This is a genomic window from Streptomyces alboniger (genome assembly GCF_008704395.1).
Taxonomy (GTDB): domain Bacteria; phylum Actinomycetota; class Actinomycetes; order Streptomycetales; family Streptomycetaceae; genus Streptomyces; species Streptomyces alboniger.
The window spans coordinates 4,756,719-4,772,338 of record NZ_CP023695.1 but is presented as its reverse complement, the minus strand read 5'-3'; the positions used below and the strand labels follow the sequence as shown (position 1 = coordinate 4,772,338).

Sequence of the window (15,620 nt, the reverse complement as noted above, 5' to 3'; positions counted from 1 at the left end):
CCTTCGAGACATGACTCAGCAGGGGGTGCGCTGGACGGCGGATCAGGTGCTGGCGCTGGCGCCTGACGTCCCGTCACGCAAGGCGGGAAGCAAACTCGGCGTCGCAGGGCCATGGTCGGAGGCGGGGAGTTCTGACGAGGGGACGGTGTGGGGGCTGTGCAAGGGCAGTGGCAGCAAGCCGTATCAGACGGTCGTGGACATCGCGGACAGGGCGGGTCCGGCGTACAAGTGCAGTTGTCCGAGCCGCAAGTTCCCGTGCAAGCACGCGCTGGGGCTGCTGCTGATCTGGGCGGGCGGGGACGGCACCGTGCCGGACGGGGAGCCCCCCGCATGGGCGGAGGAGTGGCTGGCGTCCCGCCGCGAAAGAGCGGAGGGCAAGCGGAGTCCGGCCGCGCGGCCCGCGGCCCCGGCGGACGCTGAGGCGGCGCGCGGGAGAGCGGAGAAGCGGGCCGAGCGGATCACGGCGGGGGCGATGGAGCTGGAGCAGCGCCTGTCCGACCTGCTGCGCGCCGGTACGGCGTCCGCCGAGCAGTCGGGGTACGGCCTGTGGGAGGAGACGGCGGCCCGTATGGTCGACGCGCAGGCACCGGGACTGGCCGCGCGGGTCCGGGAGTTGGGCGCCATACCCTCCTCGGGGCCGGGCTGGCCGGTGCGCCTCCTGGAGGAGTGCGCCTTGGTGCACCTCCTCGACCAGGGCTGGCTCCACCGCGACCAGTTGCCGCACGACCTGGCCGCCACGGTCCGCTCCCGCGTCGGCCTGCCCGCCCAGCCCCAGGATCCGCCGCTGCGGGACCGGTGGCTGGTCCTCGCGCAGTACGACACGGCGGACAGCAAACTGACCACGCGCCGCATCTGGCTCTACGGCACGCACTCCGGGCGCACCGCGCTGCTCCTCTCGTACGGTGCCGCGGGCCGCGCCCCCGCGCTCGCCCTGCCGGTGGGCCTCGCACTCGACGCGCAGCTGACCGGATACGCGGGCACGCGACAGCTGCGAGCCGACCTGGGTGAACAGTTCGCGGCCCCGGCGCCCACCGCGGAACGGCCACCGGGCGTACGGACGGACGAGGCCACCGCCCTGTACGGCGAGGCGCTGCGTGACGACCCGTGGCTGGAGTCCTGGCCGGTGACGCTCGCCGAGGTCATACCGGCCCAGACCGAAAGCGGATGGCAATTGGCCGACCCGGACGGGGCCCTGGCGCTCCCCGTTGCAGCCTCCGCCCCCGCGCAGGGCCTCTGGCGGCTGATCGCCCTGTCCGGAGGCGCACCGCTGACCGTGTTCGGGGAGTGCGGCCACCGCGGCTTCACCCCCTTGGCGGCCTGGCCTCAGGGGGCGGGAGAGACGGTGCCGCTGTGCTGACGAACGAACGCAAGAACAACGGCAAGAGCAGGCACGAGAACAATCGCGACCCCGACCACGAGAACGAGAACGAGAACGAGAACGAACACAACCACGAGGAGGAACAGATGCCCGTCCCCCCGGCGAAAGCCGCGCCTCCGCCTCCCTCCCGAGGGAAGCCGGGCACCCCGCACTCCTCATGGGAAGAGCTGGTCACCTCGGCCCTGCTCGGCACCGACCGGCGCGCGCTGCCGCCCGCCCTGCACACCCCCGGCAGGGAGGCACCGGTCGCACTCCTGGACGAGGCAGCGGTGCAGACGGTACGCCGCAGGGCGGGACTGCGCCCTGCACCGGCCGTCGCGCCGCCCGAACCGGCGCTGCCGGACCCCAGACCGCCGCTGCCGCCCGCGGCCCGGCGCAGGCTCGCCACGCTCCTCACCGACCATCCCGGCACCGGCAGCGGCGGCAGACGCGGCGCGGCCCCGGACCTGATGGAACTCCTCCCCCAGTGGCTGGCCCTGGCCAACGCCCGGGGGTACGGAGCACCACCCGAGCTGCTTCCCGCCCTCCTCGACGCGGCCCGCGGCCGCACGGACCTGCGCCCCCAGGCGCTCACGTTCGCGGGCCCCAGAGCCCTGTGGCTGGCCCGGCTCAACCCGCACTGGAAGTTCGCCCTCCGCGCCACCCCGGGAAGCGGTGTGGCACTGCCCTCCGCGGACGACACGCCCGAGGTCCAACGACTGTGGGAAGAGGGCCTCTTCGCGGAGCGGGTTGCCCTGCTCACCACACTCCGCGCGCACGACCCCGGCGCCGCCCGGCGGCTGCTCACCACGACCTGGCAGACAGAACGGGCCGAGGACCGCCTGATGTTCCTCGACTCGCTCCGCACCGGCCTGTCGGCGGCGGACGAGCCGTTCCTGGAGCAGGCGCTCACCGACCGCAGCCGCAACGTCCGCTCCACGGCGGCGGAACTGCTCTCCGCGCTCCCCGAATCGGCGCTGGCCGGGCGGATGGCGTCCAGGGCGGCTTCCTGTGTGGCCGTGGACCACGTGTCGAACACGCCGACCCTCACGGTCGAGGCGCCGCACGAGTGCGACGTGGCCATGGAGCGGGACGGCGTCGCCCCCAAGCCCCCCGCCGGTCGAGGCGAACGGTCCTGGTGGCTCGGCCAGTTGGTGGAAGCGGCGCCACTCGCCACCTGGAGCACCCGGCTCGGCCACCGCACCCCGGCCGAGATAGTGGCCCTCCCCGTGGCCGACGACTGGCGTGCCGAGCTGCACGCCGCGTGGTGCCGCGCTGCCGTACGGCAGCGGGACGCGACCTGGTCCAGGGCCCTGCTCGGCGCGCCCGCGGCCCCCGACGCCGCGGGCCCGGGGGCCGTATCGCTCGCCGAGCGCGCCAAGCTCCTGGCCGCCCTGCCCGCCGCGGAACGGGCAGACTGGGTCGCCGGATTCATAGCCTCGCACGGGCTGTCCGAGTCGTTCCAGCTCCTGGGCGTATGCGCGGTCCCCTGGACCGAACCACTGGGCCGGGCGGTCGTGGACGCGCTGAACATCGCGCGGGACGCGGGCAGTTACCCCTGGAGCTTCAGCGGGGTCATGGGCCTCGCGGAACGCTGCCTCGACCCCGCGGAAGCGATCCGCCTGGAGGCGCTCACCGCGATACCCGACGAACCGGAGGACGCGTCACCGGGAGCGGGGAGCTACTGGTCGGAGGCGTTCCAACGCCTGGTCACGACCCTGCGCCTCCGCGCGGCGATACGAGACGAACTCCCGCCGCCGGCTCCTGGAGCGTGAGCGCACGTCCTGCCCGGAAGGCCACGAAAGCCTCCGGCCGAGGCGCCCCGCCCGATCAGGCCCCGGCACGCTCCTGCACGTTCGCCCGCACCCACTCCACGATCGAAGTCGTGGTCGCACCGGGCGTGAAGATCTCCGCGACGCCCTTCTCCTTCAGCGGCGCGATGTCCGCCTCCGGGATGATGCCGCCGCCGAACACCAGGATGTCCTGCGCTTCCCGCTCCTTCAAAAGTTCGAGCACCCGCGCGAACAGCGTGTTGTGCGCCCCGGACAGGATGGAGAGGCCGATCGCGTCGGCGTCCTCCTGGATCGCGGTGTCCACCACCTGCTCGGGCGTCTGGTGCAGCCCGGTGTAGATGACCTCCATACCGGCGTCACGCAGCGCCCGCGCGATCACCTTGGCCCCGCGGTCGTGCCCGTCGAGCCCCGGCTTGGCGACCACCACGCGGATCGGCCCGGCTGCCACACCCATCACTGCCTCCATGTACCGATATCCGTACCGACATCCATCTGTCCAAGCATCTGCCCAAGCACAGATACCCCGCACCGCACGGGCCGGGGAAGTGAACGAACGTTATCTCCAGCATCGCGCAAGCGGCAGTTTCGCGGTGGAGAGGGAGGGGGAAATCACACGTTGGGACACGTTCGCTGCGCGCCGTCCACTACTCAGGGGTTCGCGCCCCGCATCCGGACCAGGCGCGAGGGGAGCCGCAACGAGATCGCCGGACCACCACACCGGCACCCGCCCGGCGTGGTGGTCCGATGCATCGGCGACGCAACGGGGGCATGGGGCCACCGCACCACGGTGGCGTGGAACGCCGTCGCACAGCCGACTCCTTTCTCACGACTCCCCCTAGGGCACACGGGGGACGGAGCTGTCCTCCCGTGCGCCGATCGGGAGGTCGACGATGCCGGAGCCAGCCACAGGGGCCCACCCCTTTCGCACCCTCACCCTCCCGCGGCCGAGACTGCCAAGGCTGCCGGGACTCCCCGGCCGGTCGGCACTGCACGCGCTGGCCGCGCTCCCCGCACTACGCGCCGCACTCCCCACGCTCCCTTTACCCCCCGCACTCCCCTCGCTGTCGCTGCTCCCCTCGCTGCCCGCCCTCTCCGCCAAGATGGCGGGCCGCCTCTCCCTGGCCCTCCTGAAAGCGACCGCCCTGGAAGTGGCGATCCTCGCGGGCCATCTCGTCCTCTACCCCTCGGGCATCGCCCAGGAGCGCAGGACAGCCCCTGTCCAGCCGCCCCCCGACGCGCCGCGCCTCCCCCCGGACAGCAGGCCGCCGACCCTCCTCCTGCACGGCTTCATAGACAACCGCTCGGTCTTCGTCCTGCTCCGCCGCGCCCTGTCCCAGCACGACGGACGCCGCGTGGAGTCCCTCAACTACTCCCCGCTGACCTGCGACATCCGTACCGCCGCCGAGCTTCTCGGCCGCCACGTCGAAGAGCTGTGCGAGCGCACGGGCCACCATCGGGTAGACATCGTCGGGCACAGCCTGGGCGGCCTGATCGCCCGGTATTACGCCCAGCGCCTCGGCGGTGACGTACGCGTACGCACGCTTGTCACGCTGGGCACACCGCACGGGGGCACCCGCGTCGCGCCGCTCGCGGACGCGCACCCGATCGTGCGGCAGATGCGTCCGGGCTCCGCCGTGATCGAGGAGCTGAAGGAACCTGCACCGGACTGCCGGACGCAGTTCGTGAGTTTCTGGAGCGACCTGGACCAGATCATGGTCCCGCTGGAGACGGCGTGCGTGGACCACCCCGACCTGATCGCGCAGAACGTCCGCGTGACCGGAATCGGCCACCTCGCGCTCCCGGTGCACCCGGCGGTCGCGAACGGCATACGCCAGGCCCTCGACCTGGCCCATCCCGGAGCCGACGCCAAGGAAGCCCCGGGCGGGCTCACGGTCGCCTGACCACAGCGGAACACCGGATCAGGGGCCACTTGGCGAGCCCCCGGTATCGAACGTAGCTCGAACGCAGGGCCAAGCCTGTGCCCGCAGTCCTCCGAAAGACGGCCGAATGCCCGTTTCCTGAGACCATGAAACCTGCCGAAGATTGTCGCGCCCGCATACCGCCGGGTACAGTCGCCGCACTGCTCCGCCCTTGCTGCCGAGGCGAAAGAGAAGTTGGTGAACGACCGTCACCCGTCGGGGAGCTCGACTCCCCAGCCCTCGGCACCCGGCGCCGACTACCCGCTCAACGCGACGTACGACCAGCAGAGCGCCCAGCCCGGCGGCTACGGCTACGACACCTACTCCACCGGCGGTTTCGACACCGGCAGCATCAGCACCGGAAGCTTCGACACCGGTACCTTCGCCACCGATCCCCTCTTCGGCGACATGCCCGGCACCGAGTACGACACAGGCCAGTGGGCGACCACGCCGAGTACCCAGCAGCAGACGTCCGCCTACGACGCGTACGCCGCACAGCACCACGCCGCCGCCTACGAAACCGGCAGCTACGACACCACCTCCGTCTGGTCGGCCGGTGGCTATCAGCAGCTCGCCGACATCCCGTCGCAGCCGGGCCCCGACAGCACGGGCCAGTGGGACACCGCCTCCTGGGACCAGGGTCCGGCGACCGGTCAGTGGCAGACGCAGACCTTCGACACGGGCGCGTACGACGCCACGGCGTGGAACTCCGCCGACGAGACACGCGAGCAGCACGAGTCACCCGAGGCACGCGAGTCGCACGAGTCGAACGAAACTCCGCAGCCGTACGAGCTGACCGAGCAGTACGAGATCTCCGCCGAGGCCCCGTTCGACAGCGATGCCCCGTTCGACAGCGAGAGCCCGTACGACGGCGAGGGCCCGTACGACACCGATGTCCCCTACGCGAGCGCGGAGCCCGAGTCCGTCTCGGGGATTCCGGCCCCCACCCCCCGCACCGCCCGCGGCAAAAGCGGCGGATCCGGTGCGGGTCGGTCCAGGACCCGGCGCCGTACCCCCGCCAAGCGCTCCGCCCTCCTCACCGTCGCCGTGCCGTCGGCCTGCGTGATGGGCGTCGCCGGGGTGGCGGCCGCGTCCGTGGGCAGCTTCGGCGGGGACGGCGAGAAAGAGACGACGGCCTCCGCACCGGACACCACGTCCGTGAAGCCCTCCACCGCCAACAGCAAGCTGGACACCCAGCTGGCCAACCTCTCCGCGGACGCGGGCGACTTCGCGGACCGCGCGAGCCGCACGCAGGAACGTATCGACCTGAAGGCCGAAAAGGTCGCCGCCCAGAAGAAGGCGGCCGCGGAGGCGGCGCGCAAGGAGCGGCTGCGCCCCAAGTTCGCGCTGCCGGTGAAGCAGCACGGTCTGAGCGCGCAGTACGGCCAGGCCGGCGTCAACTGGATGTCGGCGCACTCCGGCATCGACTTCCCCGTGTCGTACGGCACGGAAGTCTTCGCCGCGACCGACGGCACCGTGACCACGAAGTGGAACAGCGCCTACGGCAACATGGCGATCGTGACCGCCAAGGACGGTACGGAGACGTGGTACTGCCACCTCTCCTCGCACAAGATCTCCAGCGGTCCCGTGAAGGCGGGCGAGACCATCGCCTACTCCGGGAACTCCGGCAACTCCACCGGACCGCACCTGCACTTCGAGGTGCGCCCCAGCGGCAGCTCGGCGATCGACCCGCTGCCGTGGCTGCGCAGCCACGGACTCGACCCGACGTAACTCCGCCGCCGCCCCCCCCCGGCGCGGCTCCGGGCACCGCCCGGAGCGTTACAGCTTCTCGACCGGCGCGTACCTCAGCAGGAGCCGCTTCGGCTTGGGCTCGCCGAAGTCCACCGTCGCCTCGGCGTTCGCCCCCGTGCCCTTCACCCCGACCACGGTCCCGAGGCCGAACTGGTCGTGCGTGACCCGGTCCCCCACCGCCAGCGAGACCACCGGCTTCTCCGAGGCGCGGCGCGTGGCGAAGCCCTGCGCCCCACCCGTGCGCGAACGCGAGGACGACAGCGACGAGGCGATGCCCGCGGCGGGACCGGACGAGGCGGGGGCGCCGACGGAGCCCTTCCGCTTCCAGTCCAGATGGGTTTCCGGAATCTCTTCGAGGAAGCGTGAGGGCGGGTTGTACGAGGGCTGGCCCCAGGCGCTGCGCATCGAGGACCGGGTGAGGTAGAGCCGCTCACGCGCGCGCGTGATGCCGACATAGGCGAGGCGGCGCTCCTCCTCCAGCTCCTTGACCTGGCCGAGGGAGCGCATGTGCGGGAAGACGCCGTCCTCCATGCCGGTCAGGAACACCACGGGGAATTCGAGTCCCTTGGCGGTGTGCAGCGTCATGAGAGTGATGACTCCGGAGCCGTCGTCCTCCTCATCCGGAATCTGGTCGGAGTCGGCGACGAGCGCGACGCGCTCCAGGAAGTCGGAGAGGGTGCCGGCCGGGGCGGGCCCCTCGTCGCCCTCGGCCTGCGCCGCCTGGGCCTGGGCGTACTCCTGCTCGAACTCCAGTGCCACGGCGGCGAGTTCCTGGAGGTTCTCGATGCGGGTCTCGTCCTGCGGGTCGGTCGAGGCCTGCAACTCGGCGAGGTAGCCGGTCCGTTCGAGGACGGCCTCCAGGACGACGGCCGGGCCCGCGCCGGACTCGACGACGGTGCGCAGCTCTTCCATGAGCGTGTTGAACCGCTTGACGGCGTTGGTCGAGCGGGCCGCCATGCCGTACGCCTCGTCGACGCGGCGCAGCGCCTGCGGGAAGGAGATCTTCTCGCGCTGCGAGAGCGCGTCGATCATCGCCTCGGCGCGGTCGCCGATGCCCCTCTTGGGGACGTTGAGGATGCGCCGCAGCGGCACCGCGTCCTCGGGGTTGGCGAGAACGCGCAGGTAGGCCAGCACATCGCGGACCTCCTTGCGCTCGTAGAAGCGGACGCCGCCGACGACCTTGTAGGGCAGGCCGACGCGGATGAAGATCTCTTCGAAGACGCGGGACTGGGCGTTCGTACGGTAGAAGATCGCGACGTCGCCGGCCTTCGCGTCGCCCGCGTCCGTGAGGCGGTCGATCTCGTCGGCGACGAACTGCGCCTCGTCGTGCTCGGTGTCGGCCACGTAGCCGGTGATGCGGGCGCCCGCGCCCTGGTTGGTCCACAGGTTCTTCGGGCGGCGGCTTTCGTTCCGCTCGATGACCGCGTTCGCGGCGGTCAGGATCGTCTGCGTGGAGCGGTAGTTCTGCTCCAGGAGGATCGTCGTCGCGTCGGTGTAGTCCTCCTCGAACTGGAGGATGTTGCGGATGGTGGCGCCGCGGAAGGCGTAGATCGACTGGTCCGCGTCACCCACCACACACAGCTCCGCGGGGTCGTCACCCTCGCCTCCGGAGGGGCCGACCAGCTCGCGCACCAGGGCGTACTGGGCGTGGTTCGTGTCCTGGTACTCGTCGACCATGACGTGCCGGAAGCGGCGGCGGTAGTGCTCGGCGACGTCCGGGAAGGCGCGCAGGAGGTGGACCGTCGTCATGATCAGGTCGTCGAAGTCCAGCGCGTTCGCCTCGCGCAGGCGGGACTGGTACATGGCGTAGGCCTCGGCGAGGGTCTTCTCGAAACCGTCGGCGGCCTGGGCGGCGAAGTCCTCCTCGTCGATCAGCTCGTTCTTCAGGTTCGAGATCTTGGCGCTGAAGGACTTCGGCGGGAACTTCTTCGGGTCGAGGTCCAGGTCGCGGCAGACCAGGGCCATCAGACGCTTGGAGTCCGCGGCGTCGTAGATCGAGAAGGAGGACGTGAAGCCCAGCTTCTTGTACTCGCGCCGCAGGATGCGGACGCAGGCGCTGTGGAAGGTCGATACCCACATCGCGTTGGCCCGGGGGCCGACGAGCTGCTCGACGCGCTCCTTCATCTCGCCCGCGGCCTTGTTCGTGAACGTGATCGCGAGGATCTGGCCGGGGTGGACACCGCGCTCGGCGAGGAGGTACGCGATGCGGTGGGTCAGTACGCGGGTCTTGCCGGAACCGGCGCCGGCGACGATGAGCAGCGGGGAGCCCGCGTGCACGACGGCCGCGCGCTGGTTCTCGTTCAGCCCCTCCAGGAGCGCGGCCGGGTCGATGACCGGGCGCGGGGCTCCGTCGCGGTAGTGCGAGTCCCGGGTCATGGGCACGTCGAACTTCCCGCTGAACAAGTCGTCCGGAACCGGTTCCGGAGCGCTGTCCTCGGGCGGCGGCGGGGGTTCTTCGTCCGCGGCCCGGGAAGGCCGCATGTCCGCCAGGAAGCTGTCATCAAAGAGGCTGCTCATCGCCTCCCGAGTCTAGGCGGCCCCACTGACAACCCGCCCCGGGTTCCGGCCACCCCGGGCCCGTTCACGCCCCGGCCGCACCCGGTCACGCTCCGCCACTCCGCTGCGGGCGCCCGTCCTGACGCTCGTAAAGTCACGAAAATGTATCGGGCATATCGAACATCAACCTTCACACGTGCCACACAGGTTGGTTAGCGTGCTCCGCGGGCCGCACGTCCCCCACCGGCGAACCCCGCCGGGAACGGGTGGCCCCCGCCGAGTCCGACGTGTTCGGAACCGGGGACCCACCGAAAACTTGGGGTGAATCGGTCCCGTACTTCGTACGGGACTGTAGGGCAACCTTCCGGACCACCCGCCCGAACCCGACAGCTAACCCGGTAGGCGGTCTACGGAAGGAGTCGCCTCCCTTGGCGTCGCACCGCAAGCCGCGGGGCCGGTCAGCCGGCATACGCACCACCCCCGCCGTCGGTATCACCACGGCCGCCCTCACGTCCGTGGCGCTCCTGTCGCAGAGCGCGCAGGCAGCACCCGCCGCGCCGACAGCACCCTCCGCGCCGGTGGAGCCCAGCCTCGACGAGGTGAAGAAGAAGGTCGACGACCTCTACCACCAGGCGGGCGTGGCCACCCAGAGGTACAACTCGGCCAAGGAGAAGACCGAGAAGCAGCGCAAGAAGGTCGACCGTCTGCTCGACGGCGTGGCCAGGCGCGCGGACAAGCTGAACGAGGCGCGCCAGGAGCTGGGCTCCTTCGCCGCCGCGCAGTACCGCACCGGCGCCGCCTCCGAGACCGCCACGATGATGCTCGCCAACGACCCTCAGGGCTACTTCGACCAGAACCACCTGGCGGACCGCCTGACCTCCCGGCAGAAGAAGGCCGTCGACGAGTACCAGGCGGAGCAGGCGTCGGCGACGAAGCAGCGTACGAAGGCCGCGAAGAGCCTCAAGACGCTGAGCGAGTCCCGGGACGACCTCAGGACGAGCAAGCGGACCGTCCAGAGGAAGCTGGGCGAGGCGCGCGCACTGCTGTCGGAGCTGACCGCCGAGGAGAAGGCGCGGCTCGCCGCGATCGAGCGGAAGAAGGAGCGGGAGGCCAAGCGGAAGGCCGAGGAGCTGGCCCGCGAGCAGGCCGCGGAGGCGGAGCGCAAGCGCAAGGCGGAAGAGGCGGCGCAGAAGGAGCGGGAGAAGGAGCGGGAGAAGGAGCGGGGAGGGGGCCAGGGCTCCTCCGGGCCGGACACCGGTTCGGGTCCGGGTCCGGGCGCCGAGCCCGGCTCGGGCGCCACGAAGGCCGCGAAGGTCATCGGCTTCGCGGAGGCCCAGATCGGCAAGCCGTACGTCTGGGGCGCCACGGGACCCGACTCCTACGACTGCTCCGGGCTCACCCAGGACGCCTGGAAGGCCGCGGGGATCTCCCTGCCGCGCACCACGTGGGACCAGGTGAAGGTCGGCACGACCGTGAAGACCGCCGATGCCGCCCCCGGCGACCTGGTCTTCTTCTACGACGACATCAGCCATGTGGGGATCTACATCGGCGACGGCAAGATGATCCACGCCCCGAAGCCGGGCGCCAACGTACGCGTCGAGTCGATCTACTACATGCCGATCCACAGCGTGGTGCGCCCGGCGTAACCACAAGAAGCACCCTCTACGACCCTCTACGCGCGCGTGGCCCGCACTCTCCCGGGAGAGTGCGGGCCACGCGCGCGTAGAGGGTCGTCAGCGGGGATCAGGTCCACAGGACGGCGATGAAAATGTTCGCCGTGGTCAGCAGCCCCACCGCACCGAAGACACCCTTGTCCACCTTCTCCTCGTCCCGCTTCACGTAGACCAGCGCGAGGATCACGATCAGCACGGCCATCTTGATGCCGATCTTGAGGTTGTTGACGGCGTTGTCGTCCGCCTGGTTGAGGCCCACCAGGACCACTCCGGTGACGAGCATGGTCAGCGCGCCGTGGAGCATCGCGGGGCTGAAGCGGGCGGCGCCCTGGCCCATCTGCTTCATCTGGGTGAGGAAGCCGCCCAGGAGCGAGGCGATGCCGATGATGTGCAGGCCGACGAAGAGATGGATGAGTACGTCCATGAGGCCGGAGCCTAGCCGGGTCCCCTGCCGCCTGCCGCAGGTGGTCCCTTACCACCCGCCGACGGACAGGTAGGCCGTAATCGCCACATTGGTCATAGTTACGCGTGAACAGGGCTTCGATCGATTGTCGGCACGGACAGACGCAGTCGCCCTTCCGCCCACTGCCGCCCATTACGCACAATCCGTCACCAAGCCGTGACGACCAGGTTTAGCGTCCTCCACCAGGTGACCGGCTCCCCACCGCCGCCCTCCCGGGGCGGCAGTCGGCCACCACCGCCGAGAAACCCGGCGGCGGCCCGCTCCCCCTGTGTGGGCCGCCGCCGGCCAGCGAAGGAGCCCCTCGTGGCAGCGCACCGCAAGCCCAGACAGCGCTCGCTCAGCGGCCGCACGGCCCGCACCGCCGCCACCCTCGCCCTCGCGGGAGCCGCCTCGGCGACCGCCCTCGAAGGCTCGGGACACGCGGACCCACGGCTCAGCCCCGCCGCGGTGAAGGCGAAGGTCGACGCGCTCTACCGCGAGGCGGAGGTCGCCACCGAGAAGTACAACGGCGCGAAGGAGAAGGCCGAGAAGGCCGAGAAGTCGCTCGGTGAGCTGCGCGACGAGGCGGCCCGCAAGCAGGAGAAACTCAACTCCGCCCGTGCCGCGCTGGGTTCATACGCGGCCGCCCAGTACCGCGCGGGCGGCATCGACCCGTCCGTCCAACTCGCGCTCTCCTCGGACCCCGAGCAGTTCCTGGACCGCGCTTCGCTGGCCGACCGGGCCGGCAGCCGCCAGGCCGCGGCCATCGGCGGCGTACGCAGGAAGCTCCAGGAGGTCGACCAAGTGCGCGCCGAGGCCGACGGCCGCCTGTCCACCCTCCGCTCGCGCCAGGCGGAACTGAGGAAGCACAAGAAGACCGTCACCACCAAGCTCGGCGAGGCCAAGCGACTGCTGGCCCAGCTCACCGAGAAGCAGCGTGCGGAGTTCGCGGGCGACGAGGGCGACGAGGGCGACGCCGCCCGCTCGGACACCCGCACCGCCGCCCCCGGCGCCCGCGCCCCTCGGCCGGGCAGCGCGGCGAGGACTCCCAACGCCCGTGCCGCCGCAGCTGTTTCCTACGCGTACAAAGCGATCGGCAGCCCCTACGTGTGGGGCGCGACGGGTCCGAGCGCCTTCGACTGCTCGGGCCTGACGCAGGCCGCCTACCGCTCGGCGGGCGTCTCACTGCCCCGCACCACGTACGCCCAGATCGCCGCGGGCGAGCGCGTGCCACGCTCGGCGCTGCGCCCCGGTGACCTGGTGTTCTTCTACTCGGGCATCAGTCACGTCGGCATCTACGTCGGGAACGGCCAGATGATCCACGCCCCGAACCCGAGCGCTCCCGTACGGCTCGCGCCGATCGACCAGATGCCGTTCGCGGGCGCCACCCGGGTGGCGTGAACCTGCCCTCGCGACCCAAGTAATGTCGGGTCCATGCCCAGTCGTACGCTGCCGCCGCCTCCCCCTCCCGTGCATCTGCGCACCTGGCCGGACCGGCAGACGATGCTCATGGACCGCGGCCTGGCCCTCCACGATCTGCGCGGGCGGCACCTGGGCGTGCACCGGCTGCTCCTGCTGTGGCTGTGCGGGTTCGGCGCCGTCATCGGCTGGGCCCTGCTCGTGCAGCCGCTCAAGCACATCGAGGAGAAGGACGCCACGGGGATCATCCTCGGCCCGGTCCTCGCCGTCCTCGGACTCGCGGCGCTCGGCCCGGCGGTGGTCGGCGTCGTCCTCGGCATCCGCCGCGACCGGCGCATACGGGAACTCTCCGAAGCCTGGCTCGCGCTGGACCGCCATCCCGCGTCCGACGCCCGCCTGCGCTCCCCCGGCCTCAGCCTCCTGTGGCTCCTGTCCTCCCTCGCCCTGTGCACGCTCGGCCTGTGGGCGTCCTTCGCCGCGGCCGCGTACGCCGAACCGGGCCGCGAGACCTACGCCGACGTCGTCCTCGGCATGGGCGCGGGCCTGATCCTGTGGCTCACGGGCCTCGTGGGCTGCACGAAGGCCGCCGGCCACTACCGCTGGGCGCTCCGGAAGCTGGGCCCGGCACCGACGCCCGTCGGCACCCGTCACCAAGGAACGCTCAGACGGGACTGAGAAGGCTCAGACCAGCCGTCGCGCCGTCGCCCACCGCGTCAGCTCATGGCGATTGGAGAGCTGAAGCTTCCTCAGGACCGCCGAGACGTGCGACTCGACCGTCTTCACGGAGATGTAGAGCTGCTTGGCGATCTCCTTGTACGCGTATCCGCGCGCGATCAGCCGCAGCACCTCCCTCTCCCGCTGCGTGAGACGGTCCAGGTCCTCGTCGACCGGCGGCGCGTCCGTCGAGGCGAAGGCGTCCAGGACGAAGCCCGCCAGCCGTGGCGAGAACACCGCGTCGCCTTCCTGCACACGGAAGATGGAGTCCACCAGGTCGGTGCCGGTGATGGTCTTGGTGACATAGCCGCGGGCGCCGCCGCGGATGACACCGATGACGTCCTCGGCGGCGTCGGAGACCGAGAGCGCGAGGAAGCGCACCGGATTCCCCGCGTCGGCCATCAACGGCGAGCACCGGCGCAGCACTTCCACGCCCCCACCACCGGGAAGGTGCACGTCCAGGAGCACGACCTCGGGGCGCGCGGCTGTGATCACCGTGACCGCCTGGTCGACGTCGGCGGCCTCGCCGACCACCTCGACGCCGGTGATGTCGGTCCGGCCGATCTCCGCCTGCACTCCCGTACGGAACATCCGGTGGTCGTCGACCAGGACGACTCGCACGCGACGCCCGCCCGCACCGCCCTCGTCCGACCCCGTTGGCTCCGCGGGTTCGCCCGCCTCGGTCGCGTCGCTCATGTCGTCGCCGTCCTCTCCATTACCAGCTCGACTTCCGTGCCGCCGCCCGGCACCGCGCGCAGGCGCGCCGTGCCGCCGTTGCGCTGCATGCGGCCGATGATCGATTCTCGTACGCCCATGCGGTCGTCGGGAACGGAATCCAGGTCGAAGCCGGGGCCCCGGTCCCGGACGGACACGAACACCTTCTCTTCCTCGACTTCGGCGAAGACCTGCACCGCACCGCCCTCGCCACCGTACTTGGCGGCGTTCACCATGGCTTCCCTCGCGGCCTGCATCTGCGCGGTCAGCCGGTCGTCGAGCGAGCAGTCGCCGACCACGACGACCTCGATCGGGACTCCGTGTTTGTCCTCGATCTCCGCCGCGCTGTGGCGTACCGCCTCGGCGAGGGTGTCGGGCTCCTCGTCCTCGTCCTTGCCGGTGCCTTCGGGTTTGTAGAGCCAGACGCGCAGGTCGCGCTCCTGGGCGCGGGCGAGGCGGCGCACCTCGCTCGCCCTCTCCGCGTTGCGCTGGATCAGGGTCAGGGTGTGCAGCACGGAGTCGTGCACATGGGCGGCGACCTCGGCTCTCTCCTGGGCGCGGATGCGCATCAGCCGCTCCTCGGAGAGGTCCTGTGTCATGCGGACGAGGTAGGGACCTGCGAGGAGCGCGATACCGACGAGCACGGCCAGCGCGGCCTGCAACACGGCGCCGAGATGCGCGGCGGAGCCCTGGAGTACGAATATGCCGGAGACCCCGGCGCCGACCAGGAGCACCCCGGCCGCCGACCGGGCGAGCGTAAGGGTGCGCCGACGGCGGCCGACGGCCATCCAGCGGGCCCGGCGGGCATTGTCGGCCTGGCGCCAGACTAGAGCGACGCCGGCGGCGACGAGCAGCGTCGGCACGACGTATGCCTTGGTCGAGCCGTCCAGGTCCACATTGCCTACGAAGACCATGGAGACGACGACCATCGCGAGGAGCGCGACGATCTGGCCCTTGTCCGGCTTGCGGGCCACGAGTCTTCGGCGGCCGTCCGGTGACGTATCGGTCGTGACGGCCGCGGGTGGCCGCTCGGCGTCGACGCCGCCGATACCGAGCGGGACGAAGAACCAGAACGCCCCGTACAGCAGAGCGCCGAGACCGTCCGCCGTGAACAGGCCGACGAAGATGAGCCTGACCCAAATCACGGGCAGTCCGAGATGCCCGGCGAGGCCGCGCGCGACTCCACCGAGCCATCGCCCGTCACCGCTGCGGTAGAGCTTGCGCAGCGGTCTGACGGCGTCGAGGGGAGGTGCGGCGGCTTCCGGCATGTCTCGATATTCACACGCGGGCGCGGACGCGGACATCAGGGTCGACCCCCGAGACTTCCCTGATCTCGGACCC

At 71.1% G+C, this 15,620-nt stretch carries 12 protein-coding genes and 1 riboswitch; of the genes, 7 read left to right on the top strand and 5 right to left on the bottom strand.

What is annotated here, in order from left to right; genetic code table 11:
* Positions 1-10 precede the first annotated feature (10 nt).
* Positions 11-1,357 (top strand): SWIM zinc finger family protein, encoded by a 1,347-nt coding sequence (locus tag CP975_RS21430; RefSeq protein WP_055532677.1) that lies wholly within the window; start codon positions 11-13, stop codon positions 1,355-1,357.
* Positions 1,358-1,464: 107 nt separating this feature from the next.
* Positions 1,465-3,132 (top strand): DUF5691 domain-containing protein, encoded by a 1,668-nt coding sequence (locus CP975_RS21425; protein WP_220450202.1) that lies wholly within the window; start codon positions 1,465-1,467, stop codon positions 3,130-3,132.
* Between the two features lie 55 nt (positions 3,133-3,187).
* Here CP975_RS21425 and icmB read toward each other — a convergent pair whose 3' ends face one another.
* A complete protein-coding gene (gene icmB, locus CP975_RS21420; RefSeq protein WP_030782310.1) occupies positions 3,188-3,604 on the bottom strand; it encodes a coenzyme B12-dependent isobutyryl CoA mutase small subunit in 417 nt (138 codons plus the stop codon).
* Between the two features lie 436 nt (positions 3,605-4,040).
* On the opposite strand from icmB, the gene CP975_RS21415 reads away from it, so the two are divergent.
* Both CP975_RS21415 and CP975_RS21410 read left to right on the top strand, forming a co-directional pair.
* A complete protein-coding gene (locus tag CP975_RS21415) occupies positions 4,041-5,051 on the top strand; it encodes a lipase family alpha/beta hydrolase (RefSeq protein ID WP_478492176.1) in 1,011 nt (336 codons plus the stop codon).
* A 216-nt stretch (positions 5,052-5,267) separates the two neighbouring features.
* Complete coding sequence (locus CP975_RS21410; protein ID WP_055532679.1) at positions 5,268-6,800, top strand: M23 family metallopeptidase; 1,533 nt, start codon at positions 5,268-5,270, stop codon at positions 6,798-6,800.
* A gap of 48 nt (positions 6,801-6,848) precedes the next feature.
* On the opposite strand, the gene pcrA is transcribed toward CP975_RS21410, so the two are convergent.
* Positions 6,849-9,338, bottom strand: coding sequence for a DNA helicase PcrA (gene pcrA, locus CP975_RS21405; RefSeq protein WP_055532681.1), 2,490 nt, complete (start codon positions 9,336-9,338; stop codon positions 6,849-6,851).
* A gap of 243 nt (positions 9,339-9,581) precedes the next feature.
* Positions 9,582-9,737: riboswitch (cyclic di-AMP (ydaO/yuaA leader) on the top strand.
* Positions 9,738-9,745: 8 nt separating this feature from the next.
* Between pcrA and CP975_RS21400 the strand changes: the two genes are divergently transcribed.
* A complete protein-coding gene (locus tag CP975_RS21400) occupies positions 9,746-10,963 on the top strand; it encodes a C40 family peptidase (protein WP_055532685.1) in 1,218 nt (405 codons plus the stop codon).
* A gap of 97 nt (positions 10,964-11,060) precedes the next feature.
* Here the strand turns inward: CP975_RS21400 and CP975_RS21395 are convergent, their stop codons facing one another.
* Positions 11,061-11,414, bottom strand: a complete 354-nt coding sequence (locus CP975_RS21395) for a hypothetical protein (protein ID WP_055532687.1) — start codon at positions 11,412-11,414, stop codon at positions 11,061-11,063.
* Positions 11,415-11,756: 342 nt separating this feature from the next.
* Between CP975_RS21395 and CP975_RS21390 the strand changes: the two genes are divergently transcribed.
* On the top strand, positions 11,757-12,833 hold the full coding sequence (locus tag CP975_RS21390) for a C40 family peptidase (protein WP_150477228.1): 1,077 nt from the start codon (positions 11,757-11,759) through the stop codon (positions 12,831-12,833).
* A gap of 33 nt (positions 12,834-12,866) precedes the next feature.
* Entirely contained in the window at positions 12,867-13,526 is a 660-nt protein-coding gene (locus CP975_RS21385; protein WP_055533432.1) for a hypothetical protein, read from the top strand.
* Between the two features lie 6 nt (positions 13,527-13,532).
* Here the strand turns inward: CP975_RS21385 and CP975_RS21380 are convergent, their stop codons facing one another.
* Together CP975_RS21380 and CP975_RS21375 are read right to left on the bottom strand one after the other, a co-directional pair.
* Positions 13,533-14,261 (bottom strand): LuxR C-terminal-related transcriptional regulator, encoded by a 729-nt coding sequence (locus CP975_RS21380; protein WP_055533431.1) that lies wholly within the window; start codon positions 14,259-14,261, stop codon positions 13,533-13,535.
* Positions 14,258-15,547 carry an ATP-binding protein gene (locus tag CP975_RS21375; RefSeq protein ID WP_055533430.1) on the bottom strand — a complete coding sequence of 430 codons (1,290 nt, stop codon included), beginning with the start codon at positions 15,545-15,547 and terminating at the stop codon, positions 14,258-14,260. The genes CP975_RS21380 and CP975_RS21375 overlap by 4 nt, the downstream gene beginning before the upstream one ends.
* Positions 15,548-15,620 lie beyond the last annotated feature (73 nt).

Excerpts from the sequence above, each read along its gene's own strand:
- CP975_RS21430 (WP_055532677.1), top strand. The coding sequence starts at position 11 with ATGACTCAGCAGGGGGTGCGCTGGACGGCGGATCAGGTGCTGGCGCTG.
- CP975_RS21425 (WP_220450202.1), top strand. The coding sequence starts at position 1,465 with ATGCCCGTCCCCCCGGCGAAAGCCGCGCCTCCGCCTCCCTCCCGAGGG.
- icmB (WP_030782310.1), bottom strand. The coding sequence starts at position 3,604 with ATGGGTGTGGCAGCCGGGCCGATCCGCGTGGTGGTCGCCAAGCCGGGG.
- CP975_RS21415 (WP_478492176.1), top strand. The coding sequence starts at position 4,041 with ATGCCGGAGCCAGCCACAGGGGCCCACCCCTTTCGCACCCTCACCCTC.
- pcrA (WP_055532681.1), bottom strand. The coding sequence starts at position 9,338 with ATGAGCAGCCTCTTTGATGACAGCTTCCTGGCGGACATGCGGCCTTCC.
- CP975_RS21395 (WP_055532687.1), bottom strand. The coding sequence starts at position 11,414 with ATGGACGTACTCATCCATCTCTTCGTCGGCCTGCACATCATCGGCATC.
- CP975_RS21385 (WP_055533432.1), top strand. The coding sequence starts at position 12,867 with ATGCCCAGTCGTACGCTGCCGCCGCCTCCCCCTCCCGTGCATCTGCGC.
- CP975_RS21380 (WP_055533431.1), bottom strand. The coding sequence starts at position 14,261 with ATGAGCGACGCGACCGAGGCGGGCGAACCCGCGGAGCCAACGGGGTCG.
- CP975_RS21375 (WP_055533430.1), bottom strand. The coding sequence starts at position 15,547 with ATGCCGGAAGCCGCCGCACCTCCCCTCGACGCCGTCAGACCGCTGCGC.